This is a genomic window from Vibrio sp. Isolate24 (genome assembly GCF_022398215.1).
Taxonomy (GTDB): domain Bacteria; phylum Pseudomonadota; class Gammaproteobacteria; order Enterobacterales; family Vibrionaceae; genus Vibrio; species Vibrio coralliilyticus_A.
Genome location: NZ_JAKEUU010000001.1, coordinates 1,703,929 through 1,721,222 on the forward strand (window position 1 = coordinate 1,703,929; position 17,294 = coordinate 1,721,222).

Consider the following 17,294-nt stretch of genomic DNA (forward strand, 5'->3'; position numbering starts at 1 on the left):
AGGATGTTTGAATCATGAGTCAGAACGTTTATCAATTTATCGATGTTCAACGCGTAGATCCTGCGAAGAAGCCTATCAAAGTTCGGAAGATCGAGTTCGTTGAAATCTATGAGCCATTTACCAAGCAACAAGCGACTGCACAAGCGGATCGCTGCTTAGATTGTGGTAACCCTTACTGTGAATGGAAGTGCCCTGTCCATAACTACATCCCACAATGGCTAAAGCTTGCCAATGAAGGCCGTATTCTTGAAGCTGTTGAGCTGTCCCACCAAACCAACAGCTTGCCTGAAGTTTGTGGTCGAGTTTGTCCACAAGATCGCCTGTGTGAGGGCTCTTGTACTCTCAATGATGACTTTGGCGCTGTCACTATAGGTAACATTGAAAAATACATTACCGACAAAGCTTTCGAAATGGGTTGGAAGCCAGATATGTCGAAGGTGGAATGGACCGATAAAAAGGTCGCCATCATTGGCGCAGGCCCAGCCGGCTTGGCCGCTGCTGATATCCTAGTGCGCAATGGCGTCAAACCTGTCGTATTTGATCGCTACCCTGAAATTGGAGGCCTACTGACCTTCGGTATCCCTTCATTCAAGCTTGAAAAAGGCGTGATGGAAAATCGCCGTCGCGTCTTCACCGAGATGGGTGTGGAGTTCAAGATGAACATCGAAGTAGGCAAAGATGTGCAAATGCAAGAGCTACTTGATGAGTACGATGCGGTCTTTTTGGGTGTTGGTACTTACAAGTACATGCGTGCGGGACTAGAAAATGAAGGTGCACCGGGCGTTTACGATGCTCTGCCATTCCTGATTTCAAATACGTACAAGGTCATGAGCTTGGAGCACGACCAACCTTTTATCGACATGGCAAAGCAACGCGTAGTGGTACTCGGTGGTGGTGATACCGCGATGGACTGTGTTCGTACCTCTATCCGCCAAGGCGCGTCAAGCATTGTATGTGCTTACCGTCGTGATGAAGCCAATATGCCAGGCTCTCGTCGCGAGGTGAAAAATGCCAAGGAAGAAGGCGTGAAGTTCATGTTCAACCTTCAGCCTTTAGGAATTGAAGTGGATGCGTCAGGCAAAGTCTCAGGGGTCAAAGTGGTGAAAACTGCCCTTGGTGAACCTGATGATGCAGGCCGCCGACGTCCAGAACCCGTCGAAGGCAGTGAGCACGTTCTACCAGCAGACGTCGTGATCATGGCGTTTGGTTTCCAGCCGCACAAAATGGATTGGCTAGCACCATTTGATGTCGAGTTGGATCAATGGGGGCGTATCAAAGCTCCTGCGAAACAAGAGTTCCAATTCCAGACCAGCAACGAAAAGATCTTTGCGGGTGGCGATGCGGTACGAGGCTCAGATTTAGTCGTCACTGCGATTGATGAAGGTCGAAAAGCGGCGGAAGGCATTCTCGATTACCTTGAAGTTTAATCCCAGCTAACGTCTCAAAAAGGATCCTACAATTGGATCCTTTTTTCTTTTATTACATATAATTAAGTTCGTAATATAAGGAATAAAACAATGAAAAAAGCCGCTCTCCTTTCTATCACTTTGCTCGGCTTAACTGCTTGTAGCCAAGGAGTCACAACCATGACGGATCGTTCTCAATTACCTTGTGGTGACAAACCAAACTGCGTTTCTACCCAAGACACACGTGAAGAATACAACCTAGCACCATTCACCTTAACCGAATCCGCAAACATCGATGTCATTGAGCAAGTGGCACTTGAACTGTCAGGCGCGAAGGCAGCGGTGAAAGAAGGCAATTATCTGCGAATCGAGTGCACATCCAAGATCATGCGCTTTGTGGACGATTTAGAGCTAAAAATAGAGGCTAATCAGTTGATTGTTCGTTCCGAGTCTCGCGTTGGCTATTCAGACTTTGGCGTGAACCGTAAACGTGCTGAACAACTGAGAGAAGCTCTTCAAGCCAGCAACCTTATAGAGTAAAGCGTTTCTTTGCACAATAAAAAACCGAAGCACTAAGCTTCGGTTTTTGTACTCGTAATTAGTGATTACTCAGCGTCACCACGAAAGACAACTAAACGCTTTGGCGCAACTTTACCATCATCATTAACCTCAGCAACACCAATAAAAAGCTTCTCGTCACCAGACGTCATACGCAGCGCAGTCCCTTCTGGAGCACCGAGTACTTGTACTGGCATACCATGCTGCACTAAATCTGTTAGCTCAGCGTTTAGGTTCACCTCAGGTAAATCTTCAACAGCAGTGTCCATTGGCAGTAGTAGAGGATCAAGCAACTCTTTAGGCGCGACTTCATCACGATGCGCTTGCTCTAAAAGTTCATTAAGCTGCTCTAAAGTGACCATCTTCCCATATGGATATTTCGCAACCCCAGTACGACGTAGCATAGTAACGTGGGCACCACATCCCAGCATTTCACCGAGGTCATCAACGATAGTACGAATGTAAGTCCCTTTTGAGCAGTGGACCTCCATTTCAACTTCATCACCCTCAAAACGATGCAGAATAATTTCGTATACAGTGATTTTTCGCGATTCACGAGGTACTTCAATACCTTGACGAGCATATTCGTAAAGTGGCTTCCCTTGGTATTTCAATGCTGAAAACATCGATGGGACTTGATCAGATTCACCTCGGAACTTATCAATACACTTTTCAAGTTGCTCTAATGAAACATTAACTGGACGAGTTTCAACCACTTCTCCATCGGAATCAGAGGTGTCAGTTCGTTCACCCAGTTTAGCGATCACTCGATAACGCTTATCTGAATCCAATAGAAATTGAGAGAACTTGGTTGCCTCACCAAGGCAGATGGGTAACATGCCTGTCGCGAGAGGATCCAGAGCGCCGGTATGTCCGGCTTTTTCAGCAAAATAGATGCGCTTTACTTTCTGCAGAGCATCATTCGATGAAATACCTGTTGGCTTGTCTAAAAGGACAACACCATTAATTGGACGACCTTTACGACGACGAGCCATTACGCATTACCTTCTTCCGAATTCTCATCTTCACGACCAGCATCTTGCTGTTTTCGTTTGTCTTCACTGATCACTTCACTGACCAAATTAGACATACGCATACCTTCGACAAGTGTATTGTCGTAATGGAAGCGAATTTCAGGAGTCAAGCGTAAACGGATACGCTTACCTAGCATCATGCGGATGTGCACTTCATGCTCACGTAGTGCTTCTAGGCAAGACTCTGGTGTTTGCTCGCCCACACAAAGGAAAGTGACAAACACTTTGGCATAAGCTAGGTCACGCGACACTTCTACATCAGAAATGGTCACCATACCTAAGCGAGAATCACGAACTTCACGCTGAAGGATCATCGCAAGTTCTTTTTGCAGCTGCTGTGCAACGCGCTGCGTTCGGCTAAATTCTTTTGACATATCTTTTCTCTTATTAGAAAGAATGGGGGGATGGATAAATTCCAACCCCCCCATGGCGTATTCAACAACCAATTACGGCTTAACTATCAATAAGTAAGCCTGTAATTATAGTCAATTAGTCTAGAGTACGTTTCACTTCAACGACTTCAAATACTTCGATTTGGTCACCAACGCGAACATCATTGTAGTTCTTAACGCCGATACCACATTCGTAGCCGTTCTTAACTTCTTGAACGTCATCTTTAAAGCGACGCAGTGACTCTAGCTCACCTTCGTAGATAACAACGTTATCACGTAGTACGCGGATAGGGTTGTTACGTTTGATAAGGCCTTCCGTAACCATACAACCTGCGATAGCACCCAGTTTCGGTGACTTAAACACGTCACGTACTTCAGCAAGACCAATGATCTCTTGCTTAAATTCTGGAGCAAGCATACCACCCATGGCTTGTTTCACTTCATCAATCAATTGGTAAATGATTGAGTAGTAACGTAGATCAAGGTTTTCGTTCTCTACAGCACGACGAGCGGTCGCATCAGCACGAACGTTAAAGCCTAGGATAATAGCATTCGACGCGGCTGCTAGAACGGCATCCGTTTCCGTGATACCGCCTACACCAGAGCCCACAATGTTCACTTTCACTTCGTCAGTAGAAAGTTTCACTAGAGAATCTGCGATTGCTTCAACCGAACCCTGAACGTCAGCTTTAAGTACCACGTTAAGCTCAGCAACTTCACCAGCAGCCATGTTAGAGAACATGTTCTCAAGTTTGGCTTTCTGTTGACGTGCTAGTTTCACATCGCGGAACTTACCTTGACGGTAGTTAGCAACTTCACGCGCTTTACGCTCGTCACGTACAACGGTTGCTTCGTCACCAGATGCTGGCACACCTGACAGACCGATGATTTCTACAGGGATAGATGGACCCGCAGTAAAGATCTCTTGACCATTCTCGTCACGCATTGCACGAACACGGCCATATTCTTGACCACAAAGAATAATATCGCCTTTGTTCAACGTACCAGACTGAACCAGTACAGTAGCAACAGGACCACGACCTTTATCTAAGCGAGATTCAACAACCACACCCGATGCCATGCCTTCTTCTACCGCTGTAAGCTCAAGAACTTCAGACTGTAGAAGGATAGTTTCTAGTAGACCATCAATGTTGGTACCCTGCTTGGCAGAGATGTGAACAAACATGTTCTCACCGCCCCACTCTTCAGGAATAACGTCATACTGAGCTAGCTCATTCTTCACGTTATCTGGGTTCGCATCTTCTTTATCGATCTTGTTCACAGCAACAATCAGAGGAACACCTGCCGCTTTCGCGTGCTGGATTGCTTCGATGGTTTGTGGCATTACGCCATCGTCTGCTGCAACTACTAGAACAACGATATCTGTCGCTTGAGCACCACGAGCACGCATTGCGGTAAACGCCGCGTGTCCAGGAGTATCAAGGAAAGTGATCATACCGTTTTCAGTTTCAACGTGGTACGCACCGATGTGCTGTGTAATACCGCCCGCTTCACCTGAAGCAACGTGTGCTTTACGAATGTAGTCTAGTGTCGATGTCTTACCATGGTCAACGTGGCCCATGATAGTCACAACTGGTGCACGTGGAACCGCTTCTGCGTTGTTATCACGATCAGACAATACCGCTTCTTCAAGCTCATTCTCTTTGCGCAGGATAACTTTATGGCCCATTTCTTCAGCAACAAGTGCCGCTGTTTCTTGGTCAATAACCTGGTTGATAGTCGCCATAGCGCCCATCTTCATCATAACTTTGATGACTTCCGTGCCTTTTACTGACATTTTGCTTGCCAGCTCAGAAACCACGATAGTTTCACCAATAACAACGTCCGCTTTAGCAACCGTTGCTGTCTTATCGAAGCCTTGTTGCATTGAAGCAGGTTTCGCCAGTTTACCTTTGTTGCGGCCCTTACCGCCACGCTGGTTACGACCACCACGGTTGTTTTGCTCATCGTTGCCAGAAGCTTTCTTCTTCTTCTTACGACGGCCACCTTCTTCACGACGGTCAGCGGCATCTTCTGCTTCACGTGCATAAGATGAAGTCGTGACATGGTAGTCAGAGTTTTCTAGCTCTTTCTTCTTCTGTTCCGCTTCACTCCAGCGAGCTTCATTTTCTTCAGCCAGCTTACGAGCTTCTTCAACAAGCTTAGCTGCTTCTTGTTCCGCTTTACGCTGTGCTTCTTCTTCCTGACGACGTTTCAGTTCGTCAGCTTCTTGTTTCGCTTGCGCGTTCACTTCTGCACTTTTTGTTGCATTCATGTCTTTCTTAGCCTTATCAGCTTGTACGCGTTTGGCTTTTTCTTCAGCTTCACGTTTTGCGTCCGCTTCTCGCTTCGCTTTTTCTTCGGCCTCGCGTTGTGCTTTCTCTGCAGCTTCACGTTTTGCAAGCTCTTCAGCCTCACGCTTCGCAAGCTCTTCAGCTTCACGCTTTGCTGCTTCCTCAGCCTCGCGGTTTGCGTCGTCTTCGATAGTGCTGCGCTTCACATAAGTGCGCTTTTTGCGCACTTCTACTTGAACATCCTTACTCTTGCCGCCACCAGCATTAACGCTGAGTGTGCTGCGAGTTTTACGCTGTAGAGTTAAACGAGTTGGCTCAGCTTCACCAGAAGTATCACCGTGCTCTTTTTTCAGGTGAGTAAGAAGCTTTTGCTTCTCTTCTTCAGTCACCTGATCTGCACTCGCTTTTGTCATACCAGCATCAGCAAGTTGCTCTAATAAGCGGTCAACTGGTGTACCAATTTCTTCACTCAGTGCTTTAACAGTAATTTGTGTCATGCCGCTTCCTCCTTGCTGAATATTATGCGTCTTCGCCGAACCAACAGATGTTACGAGCTGCCATAATAAGCTCACCCGCACGTTCTTCAGTCAGGCCATCGATACCTTCTAGGTCATCAATACCTTGGTCTGCTAGGTCTTCCAGTTTTGCTACACCTTTAGCCGCTAGTTTAAATGCCATCTCACGCTCTAGCCCCTCAAGGCCAAGCAAATCTTCTGCTGGCTCTAAGCCTTCAAAAGACTCTTCTTGAGCTAGTGCTAGGGTGGTAAGGGCATCTTTAGCACGACTACGTAGTTCTTCAACTAAGTCTTCGTCTAGGCCATCCACTTCAAGAAGTTCGTTTACAGGTACGTAAGCGACTTCTTCCAGAGTAGAAAAGCCTTCTTCAACCAATAATTGAGCGAAATCTTCTTCGATATCTAGATACTTCATGAAGTTTTCGATCGACGCTTGAGACTCTTCAGCATGTTTTTTCTGTAGGTCTTCAACTGTCATCACGTTCAGTTCCCAACCCGTAAGTTGAGAAGCCAAACGGACGTTTTGACCATTACGGCCGATTGCTTGTGCTAGGTTATCCGCTTCAACCGCGATGTCCATTGCGTGCGCATCTTCATCAACAATGATAGAAGCCACATCAGCCGGAGCCATTGCATTGATAACGAACTGAGCTGGGTTATCATCCCAAAGCACGATATCAATACGCTCGCCACCTAGCTCGCCAGAAACCGCTTGTACACGTGCACCACGCATACCTACACACGCACCAACAGGGTCAATACGTTTGTCATTTGTTTTCACAGCGATCTTCGCACGAGAACCTGGATCACGAGCTGCAGCTTTCAGTTCAATGATCTCTTCTGCAATTTCCGGCACTTCAACACGGAATAGTTCTGCCAGCATCTCTGGTTTAGAACGCGTGATGAATAGTTGGAAACCTCGCGCTTCTGGCGCTACTCGATAAAGAAGACCACGAACACGGTCACCTGGACGATGGTTTTCACGAGGAAGCTGGTCATCACGTAAGATTACCGCTTCAGCATTATTACCTAGATCAAGAACGATGGTATCGCGATTAACCTTTTTCACTACGCCAGTAACCAATTCACCTTCATTGTCGATGAACTGCTCAACGATCTGTGCGCGCTCAGCTTCACGTACTTTTTGTACAATTACTTGCTTTGCAGTTTGCGTCGTAATACGGTCAAACGTGACGGATTCGATCTCGTCTTCAACATATGCACCCAGCTCAATAGTTTCATCTTCAAACTGTGCAGCTTCAAGTGAAATTTCTTTTGTTGGGTTTTCAACGTCTTCAACAACCAACCAACGACGGAAAGTATCGAACTCTCCGGTCTTACGGTCAATTTCAACACGAACATCGATTTCGATTTCGTGCTTTTTCTTTGTAGATGTAGCTAAAGCAATCTCTAGGGCTTCAAAGATGCGCTCACGAGGTACCCCTTTTTCGTTCGATACCGCTTCTGCTACCGCTAAAATTTCTTTACTCATTTTAAATAGCCTCTAAGACCTTAATTAAAATTTAGGGATCAGGTTAGCTTTTGAAATGTTGCTCAAAGCAAACTCTTCAGCGTTGCCGTCCACAGTAACTGTTACTGTTTCACCTTCTATAGCGTGGATAATACCTTTCCACTTACGACGGTTGCCAACAGCCATTTTCAAAACGATGCTTACCTCGTGACCAATAAATTGTTCATAGTGTGCTGCTTTGAAAAGTGGTCTTTCTAAACCTGGAGAAGACACTTCTAGGTTGTAAGCCACGGTGATTGGATCTTCAACGTCCATTACTGCGCTAACCTGACGGCTAACTTCTGCACAGTCATCCACAGTGATGCCATTTTCATGGTCAATAAAGATACGTAGCGTTGAATGTTCGCCTGCGCGAATAAATTCTAATCCAACTAACTCATAACCTGATGCTGCTACTGGAGCTTCAAGCATTTCAGTAAGTTGTCTTTCTAAACCAGTCATTTAAACCACTCCAGAAACAAAAAAAGGGCTCAGAGCCCAATTTAAATTCCAAGCAATGTCTAAATTTCTGCAATACAGAAATTTAGATAACAAAAAACCCCGAAAGTCGGGGTTTTTTGATGCTGGACCCTGATGTGTTAAGCAATTAAAGTTTGCTTAACTCACAGTTGCTATTAGCGACTGTGCAAACTTGTCCACATCCAGTAAAGGATTGGTTGCGGGGGCCGGATTTGAACCGACGACCTTCGGGTTATGAGCCCGACGAGCTACCAAGCTGCTCCACCCCGCGTCCGACTTGTCGAGCATTATACGCTCTCCAAGGTGTTTTACAAGTTTGTAAACAATGGTGCCGAGAGAGGGACTCGAACCCTCACACCTAAGGCACTAGCACCTCATGCTAGCGTGTCTACCAATTTCACCATCTCGGCAGCTAAATCTTTAGCTTATTGAGGAATTTCGTCACCTGTTGGGGCTGGAACTTCACTCGCAGCATCATCAGCTTGTTGGATAACTTGACCTTGAGTCGGGTCAACCCACTGAGATTCAGTTTTATGAGTCGACATGTTACCTAGCACTAAGCTAAGGATGAAAAATACTGTTGCAAAAATTGCAGTCATTCGGGTTAGGAAGTTACCTGAGCCGCTTGCGCCAAACACTGTGTTTGATGCGCCTGCACCGAATGAGGCTCCCATATCTGCGCCTTTACCTTGTTGAATCAGCACGAGGCCGATTACACCAACCGCTGCCAACAGGTAAATCACAAGTAGAACTGTAAACATGATTTCCACCTATGTTCCAAATTGTTGAGCCAGCGCCGCTCGAAAACTTTTTGATGTTTTTGAACAAGGCTAGCGACCTCCTTATCGAAGGCCGAGCAATACTAGCGAAACGTTATTACGCTGACAAGTAGAATTTTTCAAAAAAAGACGACTTGATGCCTAAGCGGTCAAAAAAAGGACAAAAGTCATACTTTTCTCGTTATTCGCCTAGGTTTTATGCCTAAAATGCTGAAAATTCTGGGCTGTATTCAATCAAGCCACTACGGCCCAAAAACTCACCCTGCGATAACTCTATCACCTGAAACGCACCTTTAGGCACTTCCCATTGGCAATGAAAGCCATAATTTTCACTCGCTTCAAAACCAAATCGCGAGTAATAATCTGGTTCACCGAGTACCACACAAGCTGGATAGCCGAACTCTCTCAGAGACTCAAATCCTTCTTTTACCAGCTCAGCCGCTAAACCTTGGCGTCGATAACCCTCTTTTATCGCCAGCGGTGCTAACCCTTGCCAACTCAACTCTTCGTGATTTAGAGTCACTGGGCTAAACATAACATGCCCAACGACTTCCCCTTCATCATTACAGGCCACCAGCGACAACGTTCTTCGACCGTTTTCTCTTAATCGCATCACTAAATCAGCTTCTGCTTCTGTCTCAAAGGCAGATTTTAGCAGTCTATCCACGGCGAGAATATCCGCTGGGGCTTCAGTTCGAATAAGCATTGATAACCTCACTTTGTGCAATAGGCGATTGTAACCCTTTCTGCACAAAGTCTGCTAGCTGATTTAATAGCGTTTGCATCGCTTTAGGCAGTTGTTCAAGATCGACACTGTCCATCAGGTTTTTTACTTCTAACCCCAGCTCAGTATCACCTTCTATAGACAGCCGACGCTGAAAAAATAATGTATCCGGATCTTCCTTTCTTCCTGCGATTAACACCAGATCATTTAGATTTCCTCCAAAAGCTACATCTTCTTGAACCGGCGAATCCGCAACAATCAACTTGTCCTTTTGATAGCTAAAATACCAACTCAGATTCATATCTTTTACTTCAACTTTCAACCACTTACCTTGGAGGAACTCAAAGTCACCATCCTCTAAGGCCTCTTTAAACACACTCTTTAGCCCATCTAATAAGACTTTTTTTTGTACAATTTTAGGTAATAAGTGGACTGGAGATCGCAAAATTGATGCAGCATTTTGAACTAGTTGGGTACGAATCTTGTTAATCACGCGCGTTATCCGTTACTTTGTAAATAAGGAATTCATCATAATGGATGATGATGGAGCGATTCCTGTTGTGTATCAAAATTTCGTCTAATGCCCCTAAACCTTTAATCTAGCGGCAATCACAGTTATAGTTATTGATATCGCTTCAGTTCACAGCTCTGTGACTCGTATTGCTCTTGGGAGAGTCGGTAATACCTTTGATGCTTTCGCAACAACTACAGCATTGGTTCATGAAGATGACGGCGAATAGTCCGTTTTTTTTCGCTATCTTAGATAACCAACATAACTATGCCATGGTTAATGGCCGCTATTGCGATATCGCGGGGCTATCCAATCAAGAGCTAGTTGGTATGAACGATACTCAAACTCTGGGTAAGCATTTTTATAATCAACTCAAGCCTTATTATGAACGAGCGTTCAAAGGAGAATCTCTCGAAGCAGAAATTACGCTCAATGAAATCGATCTCGAGACCAGCCTACATTTCAGCCTCACCCCTGTAGAAATCGACAACAACATTGAACACGTGGTTTTTCACGCTGTAGATACTTCAGAGAAACACATTCTTGTTCGTTCGTTAGAAGAATCCGAAGGTAAATTTTCTACTCTGACGACTTTGCTGCCTGATGGCCTTTTGATCGTTGAGGAAGACTGTATTATTTTCGCCAACCCGGCAGCAGTGCGGTTGTTGGGCTTCGAAAGCAGCAGGGATTTGCTAGGCGAAGAGCTTTCACGCCTGTTTGTTGATGAAAAAACCAAAACTGTCTTCAATCAATCACTAAGCCATTCACTTGCCAAAAACCCTCTGACTTGCCTGACTGGACCAAGGTGTGGTTTCGAGCGCCGAGTGCATTTGCACGCTGACAATGCAATGGTTCTAGGTAGTAATTCACAGCTGGTCCTTATCCAAGATGCGAATGAAGCACCTAAACAGCTCAGCAACAAGCCGCTTGAAGATGCTCACATAGACTCCCTCACAGGTCTATACAATCGCTTTGGCTTTACCAAACGCTTAGAGCAGTTCATTCACAATGAAACACCACTGTTACTGCTTTATTTGGATATTGATAACTTCAAAAACATTAATGATTCTTTAGGTCATCACATCGGTGATAAAGTGATCAAAGAAGTGTCATCACGTCTTAAACGCCTTTTACCGCAACACGCCGTCATTGGACATTTAGGCGGTGATGAATTTGGCTTAATCCTGCCGGAGCCAGAAAATAATCGAATGGCGGAAATTCTTACGGAACGAATCATTTCTCTCATTAACCAGCCATTTGATTTACACCATTTCAGTAAGCGTCTAGCCTGTTCCATCGGTAGCGTCGCTTATCCTGGAGATGGCAATGACGCCCGTATTCTACTGCAGAATGCCGATACCGCGATGTACGAAGCCAAAGACAGAGGCCGTAACCGCCTGATTAAATTTAATGATCAGATGAACAAAGAAGCGCGTATGCGTTTATGGCTGGAAATTGAGCTGCAAAAAGCCTTACAGCAAAATGGCTTAGAAGTATGGTATCAGCCTAAAGTTAACGCTCGTGACTTCAGTATTAACGGTGCTGAAGCTCTTATCCGTTGGAAACACCCCGTCGAAGGCTATATCAGCCCTGGAGCTTTCATTCCTGTCGCAGAGCGAGCCGGCCTTATTGAACACTTAGGCCGGGTTGTCATGCGAGAAGTTTTCAACACTGTAAAACGCTGGAAACTCCAAGGTATTCTGCCGGGGCGTGTGGCGATTAACTTATCACCTGAGCAGTTTGGTAATCCGAAATTGATCGATTATATGGAGAAGCTACTGCGTACCACTGAGCTTGACCCTAGTTGCATCACGTTTGAGCTCACCGAAAGTGCGGTAATGAGTGACAGTGAACACACATTGCAAATGCTTAACGCAATCAAAAAACTTGGTTTTGCTTTATCTATCGATGACTTTGGTACTGGTTACTCATCACTGTCTTATCTGGCTCGATTCCCGTTAGATGAGCTTAAGATTGACCGCGCCTTCATTAATGACATCGATACATTACCTAAACAAGTCACGGTTATCGAGAACATCATTAACCTAGGCAAATCACTTAATCTCACCGTAGTGGCCGAAGGGGTTGAAACCCAGCAGCAAGCTACTCTACTTTCCAATCTCAATTGTAACTCAATCCAAGGTTTCCACTTTTATCGCCCTCAACCTAAGCAAGAGGTCGAAGAGCTGTTTGCCCAACATCGTCGCCATAAAAACTGATTGTCACTCACTCTAAATGAGTATTTGACTCAGAAACTTACCTAAACCTGCCTTACATCAAACTCGACACTCGTGTTCCTTCATAAAATGCGGAGCAATTTTCGTAAAGCAGTTATAAACGGATAGGAAAGCACAATGGAACTCCTCTGTCCTGCGGGTAATTTACCGGCTCTCAAAACAGCCATCGATTGTGGTGCTGACGCTGTGTATATCGGCTTCAAAGACGATACCAATGCACGCCATTTCGCTGGGCTCAACTTCACAGGTAAAAAACTGGACAAAGCGGTTCAGTATGTTCATGACCATAAGAAAAAAATTCACGTCGCGCTGAATACCTTTGCTCATCCAGACGGGTTTGAGCGTTGGACTGACGCCGTCGATCGCGCTGCCCAAAGTGGTATTGATGCGTTAATTATTGCTGACATTGCCGTTTTGGATTATGCCGCCAATAAATATCCGGATCTCGAACTGCATTTGTCAGTACAAGCATCTGCAACCAATGTCGCGGCCATCGATTTCTATAAGCGTAATTTCAATGTAAAGCGAGTGGTTCTGCCACGCGTACTATCCATCCATCAAGTCAAACAGCTGTCACGTACTATTCCACAAGATGTCAAACTGGAAGTGTTTGCCTTCGGTAGCTTGTGCATTATGTCTGAAGGACGCTGCTACCTTTCTTCGTATATGACAGGCGAATCTCCCAATACTGTCGGCGCCTGCTCGCCTGCGAGATTTGTTCGTTGGCAGGAGACTGAGCAAGGGCTAGAATCTCGGCTCAATGATATTCTTATCGACCGCTACAGTGATGGTGAAAATGCTGGCTACCCTACTCTTTGTAAGGGGCGTTTCACCGCCGAGCTAGACAAGCAAACTCAGGCTTATCATACACTAGAAGAGCCAACCAGTTTGAACACACTCTCCATGCTGCCAGACTTGTTTGCCGCAAATGTGGCTTCTGTAAAAATCGAGGGCCGTCAACGAAGCCCCGCTTATGTCGAGCAAGTGACTCGCACCTGGCGTGCAGCTATCGACCGCTACTTAGCCAATCCAGAAGCTTATCAAGTTGAAGCAGCCTGGGATGCTGCACTGGCTAACGTCTCAGAAGGCACTCAGACCACCCTCGGTGCATACCACCGTAAATGGCAGTAAGGAAAACACGATGAAATACGCCCTTGGCCCTCTGCTTTACTTCTGGCCTAAGCAAGATGTTGAAGCCTTTTATCTGCAAGCCGCATCCAGCTCCGCCGACATCATTTACCTTGGCGAGAGCGTCTGCTCTAAACGCCGAGAAATGAAACCTGCACATTGGATGGATATTGCAAGATCGCTCAACCAATCCGGCAAGCAAGTGGTTCTGTCTACCATGGCGTTGCTTGAAGCGCCTAGTGAAGTCAACATCATGAAGAAGTACATTGATAATGGCGAATTCGCTATCGAAGCCAACGATGTCTCTGCCATCCAGCTGGCCGCAGAGCACAAAGTGCCGTTTGTCGTCGGCCCTGCGGTGAATACCTACAACGCACACACGCTGAAACTATTTCTTAAACAGGGTATGACGCGCTGGTGTATGCCAGTCGAGCTATCTAGAGAATGGTTAGGTAATGTACTTAACCAATGTGATGAAATAGGTATTAAAGGTAAATTTGAAGTCGAGGTATTCAGCCATGGCTATTTGCCACTGGCCTACTCTGCACGCTGCTTCACCGCTCGTGCTGAAAATCGAGCTAAAGACGATTGCGAAACCTGCTGTATCAAATACCCCACAGGCATAAAGGTGAGCAGTCAGGAAGGACAGCAAGTGTTTAACCTCAACGGCATTCAGACTCAATCCGGATATTGCTACAACCTGATCAATGATTTGCCAAATATGCACGGGCTAGTCGATGTCGTTCGCCTTAGTCCACTTGGAATCGAAACCCTTTCAGAATTAAACCATTTTCGGGCTAACGAATCTGGGCAAAGCCCAATGAAAATTGATAACCGCCAATGTAATGGTTACTGGCATCAGCTCGCTGGGCTGGAAGTGAAAAACCTCTGATCTTTACGTCATAAAAAAGGCCGATATCACCTCTGTGATATCGGCCTTTTCGCTGTTTTTACACTAGCAATTAAGCTTGTGGGCGCATCGCCGGAAACAGAATTACATCACGGATGGTGTGCGTGTTAGTAAACAGCATCGCTAGACGATCGATACCGATACCTTGACCTGCCGTTGGCGGTAAACCGTGCTCAAGAGCTGTGATGTAGTCCGCATCGTAGTACATAGCTTCGTCATCACCAGCGTCTTTCGCATCAACCTGTGCTTTAAAGCGTGCATCTTGGTCTTCTGCATCGTTAAGCTCAGAGAAGCCATTCGCTACTTCACGACCACCAATGAAGAACTCGAAACGGTCAGTAAAGAATGGGTTGTCATCGCTACGACGGGCAAGAGGAGAAATATCCGCTGGGTAACCAGTGATGAAGGTTGGTTGAATTAGCTGAGGCTCAGCAGTCTCACCAAAGATCTCTTCTAGAAGCTGACCACATGTCCAGAAAGTTTCAACTTCCACGTGTACTGATTTAGCAATCGCAACCATCTTGTCACGGTTAGTCAGGTCTTGTTCTGTTAGCGCTTGGATTTCTGCATGCTCTGGGTTGTAGTGCTTGATTGCTTCAAACATGCTCATGCGAGCGTACTTACCACCAAACTCAACTGTCTCATCACCGTAAGGCATAGACGTTGAACCTAGAACGTCCATTGCAACTGTGCTTAACATCTCTTCTGTCAGATCCATTAGATCTTTGTAGTCAGCATATGCTTGGTAGAATTCCATCATGGTGAATTCTGGGTTATGACGAGGAGAAAGACCTTCGTTACGGAAGTTGCGGTTGATCTCGAATACGCGGTCAAAACCACCGACAACCAGACGCTTAAGGTAAAGCTCCGGTGCTACACGTAGATACATATCGATGTCTAGTGCGTTGTGGTGAGTGATGAATGGACGAGCCGTTGCACCACCAGGGATCACGTGCATCATTGGCGTTTCCACTTCAAGGTAGCCTTTAGAGCTCATGAAGTTACGGATAGATGATACAAGTTTAGAGCGCACGATAAATGCGTTACGAGACTCTTCGTTTACAATCAGATCAACGTAACGCTGACGGTAACGCATCTCTTGGTCAGTCAGGCCGTGGAATTTCTCTGGAAGTGGACGAAGTGCTTTCGTTAGCAGCTCGTAAGACTCCATGTTCACGTAAAGGTCGCCTTTACCAGACTTGTGAAGTGCACCTTTCACACCGATGATGTCACCGATATCGAGACCTTGGTACTTCTCTTTCAGCTCTTTTTGAACCTCTTTTGCAGCGTAGGCTTGGATACGACCAGAGGTTTCTTGAATCGCTAGGAAAGGACCACGCTTAGCCATAACACGACCAGCGATAGCCACAACATGGTTTAGCTCTTCTAGCTCTTCTTTCGTCTTTTCACCGAATTCTGCTTGAAGATCGCCAGCTAGGTGCTCACGACGGAAGTCATTTGGGTGGCCGTTTGCTTTGCAGCTCTGACGGATATGATCCAGTTTAGCGCGGCGCTCTGCAATCAGCTTATTCTCTTCTTGTACATTGTCGTTTTGAACAGCATCAGTCATTTTTGATGTATCCTGTCTTTCTTTATGAAAATAGTTTTTCGGTGAAAAGCTTACAGGCCTGATTTCAGGCTAGCTTCGATAAATTTGTCTAGATCGCCGTCAAGAACCGCTTGAGTGTTACGGTTTTCAACACCAGTACGCAGATCTTTGATGCGCGAGTCATCCAGTACGTATGAACGAATCTGGCTACCCCAACCAATGTCCGACTTAGCGTCTTCATTGGCTTGCTTCTCTGCATTTTGCTTTTGAATCTCTAATTCAAATAGCTTCGCACGAAGCTGTTTCATTGCCTGATCTTTGTTCTTGTGTTGAGAGCGGTCATTCTGGCACTGAACCACAGTATTGGTTGGAACGTGAGTAATACGTACCGCCGATTCCGTGGTGTTAACGTGCTGACCACCCGCACCGGATGCACGGTATACGTCAATACGTAGATCAGAAGGGTTAATGTCGATGTCGATGTTGTCATCAATCTCTGGGTAGATAAACGCAGAAGCAAACGATGTATGACGACGACCGCTTGAATCGAATGGCGATTTACGAACCAAGCGGTGAACACCTGTTTCCGTACGTAGCCAACCGTAAGCGTACTCACCGGAGATCTTAACCGTTGCACCTTTGAGACCAGCAACTTCACCTTCAGAGACTTCGATCACTTCCGTCTTAAAGCCTTTTGCTTCAGCCCAACGCAAGTACATACGTAGCATCATCGATGTCCAGTCTTGCGCTTCCGTACCACCAGAGCCTGACTGCAAATCAATGTAGCAGTCAGATGCATCATGGTCGCCAGAGAACATACGACGGAATTCGAGCTTTTCTAGCTTAGCTTCAAGCTCAGCAAGCTCTGGCTCAATTTCATCGAAGGTTTCTTGATCTTCTTCTTCAACCGCAAGCTCTAGAAGACCATCAACATCCTCCACACCTTGCTCAAGTTGATCAATCGTTTCCACAACCGCTTCTAGAGCAGAACGCTCTTTGCCTAGCGCTTGCGCACGCTCAGGTTCGTTCCACACATCCGGTTGTTCTAGTTCTGCGTTGACTTCTTCTAGACGCTCTTGTTTGGCGTCATAGTCAAAGGTACCCCCTCAGGACATTAGTGCGCTCAGACACGTCCTTAAGGCGGTTTTTAATAGGATTGATTTCAAACATGTTTGCTCAACATTTATGAGTAGAATTTAACCGGAGAATTGTACTGAAAAGTGTGATGAAGATACAGGAATTTTTTGCACTACAACCTACCGACGAT

15 protein-coding genes and 2 tRNA genes are annotated in these 17,294 nt (G+C 45.9%); 5 read left to right on the forward strand and 12 right to left on the reverse strand.

The window, feature by feature from the left end:
- Nucleotides 1–14 precede the first annotated feature (14 nt).
- A complete protein-coding gene (locus L1D23_RS07550; protein WP_239865160.1) occupies nucleotides 15–1,427 on the forward strand; it encodes an FAD-dependent oxidoreductase in 1,413 nt (470 codons plus the stop codon).
- Nucleotides 1,428–1,517: 90 nt separating this feature from the next.
- On the forward strand, nucleotides 1,518–1,946 hold the full coding sequence (locus L1D23_RS07555; RefSeq protein WP_239865162.1) for a DUF1499 domain-containing protein: 429 nt from the start codon (nucleotides 1,518–1,520) through the stop codon (nucleotides 1,944–1,946).
- A gap of 65 nt (nucleotides 1,947–2,011) precedes the next feature.
- Here L1D23_RS07555 and truB read toward each other — a convergent pair whose 3' ends face one another.
- The 10 genes from truB to L1D23_RS07605 form a co-directional block, all read right to left on the reverse strand.
- Nucleotides 2,012–2,959, reverse strand: coding sequence for a tRNA pseudouridine(55) synthase TruB (gene truB / locus L1D23_RS07560; RefSeq protein WP_239865164.1), 948 nt, complete (start codon nucleotides 2,957–2,959; stop codon nucleotides 2,012–2,014).
- Nucleotides 2,959–3,372 carry a 30S ribosome-binding factor RbfA gene (gene rbfA / locus L1D23_RS07565; protein WP_239837748.1) on the reverse strand — a complete coding sequence of 138 codons (414 nt, stop codon included), beginning with the start codon at nucleotides 3,370–3,372 and terminating at the stop codon, nucleotides 2,959–2,961. The genes truB and rbfA overlap by 1 nt, the downstream gene beginning before the upstream one ends.
- A gap of 115 nt (nucleotides 3,373–3,487) precedes the next feature.
- The gene (gene infB / locus L1D23_RS07570) at nucleotides 3,488–6,181 is read right to left on the reverse strand and encodes a translation initiation factor IF-2 (RefSeq protein ID WP_239865166.1); all 2,694 of its coding nucleotides are present in this window, start codon (nucleotides 6,179–6,181) and stop codon (nucleotides 3,488–3,490) included.
- Between the two features lie 22 nt (nucleotides 6,182–6,203).
- Nucleotides 6,204–7,691 (reverse strand): transcription termination factor NusA, encoded by a 1,488-nt coding sequence (gene nusA / locus L1D23_RS07575; RefSeq protein ID WP_239865167.1) that lies wholly within the window; start codon nucleotides 7,689–7,691, stop codon nucleotides 6,204–6,206.
- Between the two features lie 24 nt (nucleotides 7,692–7,715).
- A complete protein-coding gene (rimP, locus tag L1D23_RS07580) occupies nucleotides 7,716–8,171 on the reverse strand; it encodes a ribosome maturation factor RimP (protein WP_239865169.1) in 456 nt (151 codons plus the stop codon).
- A 212-nt stretch (nucleotides 8,172–8,383) separates the two neighbouring features.
- Nucleotides 8,384–8,460, reverse strand: a tRNA-Met gene (locus L1D23_RS07585).
- A 55-nt stretch (nucleotides 8,461–8,515) separates the two neighbouring features.
- Nucleotides 8,516–8,599: transfer RNA gene (locus tag L1D23_RS07590), tRNA-Leu, on the reverse strand.
- A 15-nt stretch (nucleotides 8,600–8,614) separates the two neighbouring features.
- Nucleotides 8,615–8,950, reverse strand: coding sequence for a preprotein translocase subunit SecG (secG, locus tag L1D23_RS07595; protein ID WP_006958051.1), 336 nt, complete (start codon nucleotides 8,948–8,950; stop codon nucleotides 8,615–8,617).
- Between the two features lie 220 nt (nucleotides 8,951–9,170).
- Complete coding sequence (locus tag L1D23_RS07600; RefSeq protein ID WP_239837752.1) at nucleotides 9,171–9,674, reverse strand: N-acetyltransferase; 504 nt, start codon at nucleotides 9,672–9,674, stop codon at nucleotides 9,171–9,173.
- Nucleotides 9,658–10,185, reverse strand: coding sequence for an SCP2 domain-containing protein (locus L1D23_RS07605; protein ID WP_239865171.1), 528 nt, complete (start codon nucleotides 10,183–10,185; stop codon nucleotides 9,658–9,660). The genes L1D23_RS07600 and L1D23_RS07605 overlap by 17 nt, the downstream gene beginning before the upstream one ends.
- Nucleotides 10,186–10,382: 197 nt before the next feature.
- Here L1D23_RS07605 and L1D23_RS07610 point away from each other — a divergent pair, with 197 nt between their 5' ends.
- The 3 genes from L1D23_RS07610 to L1D23_RS07620 all read left to right on the forward strand — a co-directional run bounded on the left by L1D23_RS07610 (nucleotide 10,383) and on the right by L1D23_RS07620 (nucleotide 14,460).
- Nucleotides 10,383–12,422, forward strand: coding sequence for a bifunctional diguanylate cyclase/phosphodiesterase (locus tag L1D23_RS07610; RefSeq protein WP_239865173.1), 2,040 nt, complete (start codon nucleotides 10,383–10,385; stop codon nucleotides 12,420–12,422).
- Between the two features lie 135 nt (nucleotides 12,423–12,557).
- On the forward strand, nucleotides 12,558–13,571 hold the full coding sequence (locus tag L1D23_RS07615; RefSeq protein ID WP_239865175.1) for a peptidase U32 family protein: 1,014 nt from the start codon (nucleotides 12,558–12,560) through the stop codon (nucleotides 13,569–13,571).
- 10 nt (nucleotides 13,572–13,581) lie between these two features.
- Nucleotides 13,582–14,460 (forward strand): U32 family peptidase, encoded by an 879-nt coding sequence (locus L1D23_RS07620; RefSeq protein WP_239865177.1) that lies wholly within the window; start codon nucleotides 13,582–13,584, stop codon nucleotides 14,458–14,460.
- A gap of 70 nt (nucleotides 14,461–14,530) precedes the next feature.
- Here the strand turns inward: L1D23_RS07620 and lysS are convergent, their stop codons facing one another.
- On the reverse strand, nucleotides 14,531–16,048 hold the full coding sequence (gene lysS, locus L1D23_RS07625) for a lysine--tRNA ligase (RefSeq protein WP_239865179.1): 1,518 nt from the start codon (nucleotides 16,046–16,048) through the stop codon (nucleotides 14,531–14,533).
- Nucleotides 16,049–16,098: 50 nt separating this feature from the next.
- A protein-coding gene (gene prfB / locus L1D23_RS07630) for a peptide chain release factor 2 (RefSeq protein WP_126575070.1) occupies nucleotides 16,099–17,197 on the reverse strand; the annotation gives its coding sequence in 2 pieces (ribosomal slippage) (nucleotides 16,099–17,121 and nucleotides 17,123–17,197; 1,098 coding nt in all).
- Nucleotides 17,198–17,294 lie beyond the last annotated feature (97 nt).

Bases quoted from the DNA above. Each gene is read 5' to 3' on its own strand.
- rimP (WP_239865169.1), bottom strand. From the start codon at position 8,171: ATGACTGGTTTAGAAAGACAACTTACTGAAATGCTTGAAGCTCCAGTA.
- truB (WP_239865164.1), bottom strand. From the start codon at position 2,959: ATGGCTCGTCGTCGTAAAGGTCGTCCAATTAATGGTGTTGTCCTTTTA.
- L1D23_RS07620 (WP_239865177.1), top strand. From the start codon at position 13,582: ATGAAATACGCCCTTGGCCCTCTGCTTTACTTCTGGCCTAAGCAAGAT.
- nusA (WP_239865167.1), bottom strand. From the start codon at position 7,691: ATGAGTAAAGAAATTTTAGCGGTAGCAGAAGCGGTATCGAACGAAAAA.
- L1D23_RS07610 (WP_239865173.1), top strand. From the start codon at position 10,383: ATGCTTTCGCAACAACTACAGCATTGGTTCATGAAGATGACGGCGAAT.
- infB (WP_239865166.1), bottom strand. From the start codon at position 6,181: ATGACACAAATTACTGTTAAAGCACTGAGTGAAGAAATTGGTACACCA.
- L1D23_RS07550 (WP_239865160.1), top strand. From the start codon at position 15: ATGAGTCAGAACGTTTATCAATTTATCGATGTTCAACGCGTAGATCCT.
- secG (WP_006958051.1), bottom strand. From the start codon at position 8,950: ATGTTTACAGTTCTACTTGTGATTTACCTGTTGGCAGCGGTTGGTGTA.
- L1D23_RS07615 (WP_239865175.1), top strand. From the start codon at position 12,558: ATGGAACTCCTCTGTCCTGCGGGTAATTTACCGGCTCTCAAAACAGCC.
- L1D23_RS07600 (WP_239837752.1), bottom strand. From the start codon at position 9,674: ATGCTTATTCGAACTGAAGCCCCAGCGGATATTCTCGCCGTGGATAGA.
- rbfA (WP_239837748.1), bottom strand. From the start codon at position 3,372: ATGTCAAAAGAATTTAGCCGAACGCAGCGCGTTGCACAGCAGCTGCAA.
- lysS (WP_239865179.1), bottom strand. From the start codon at position 16,048: ATGACTGATGCTGTTCAAAACGACAATGTACAAGAAGAGAATAAGCTG.
- L1D23_RS07555 (WP_239865162.1), top strand. From the start codon at position 1,518: ATGAAAAAAGCCGCTCTCCTTTCTATCACTTTGCTCGGCTTAACTGCT.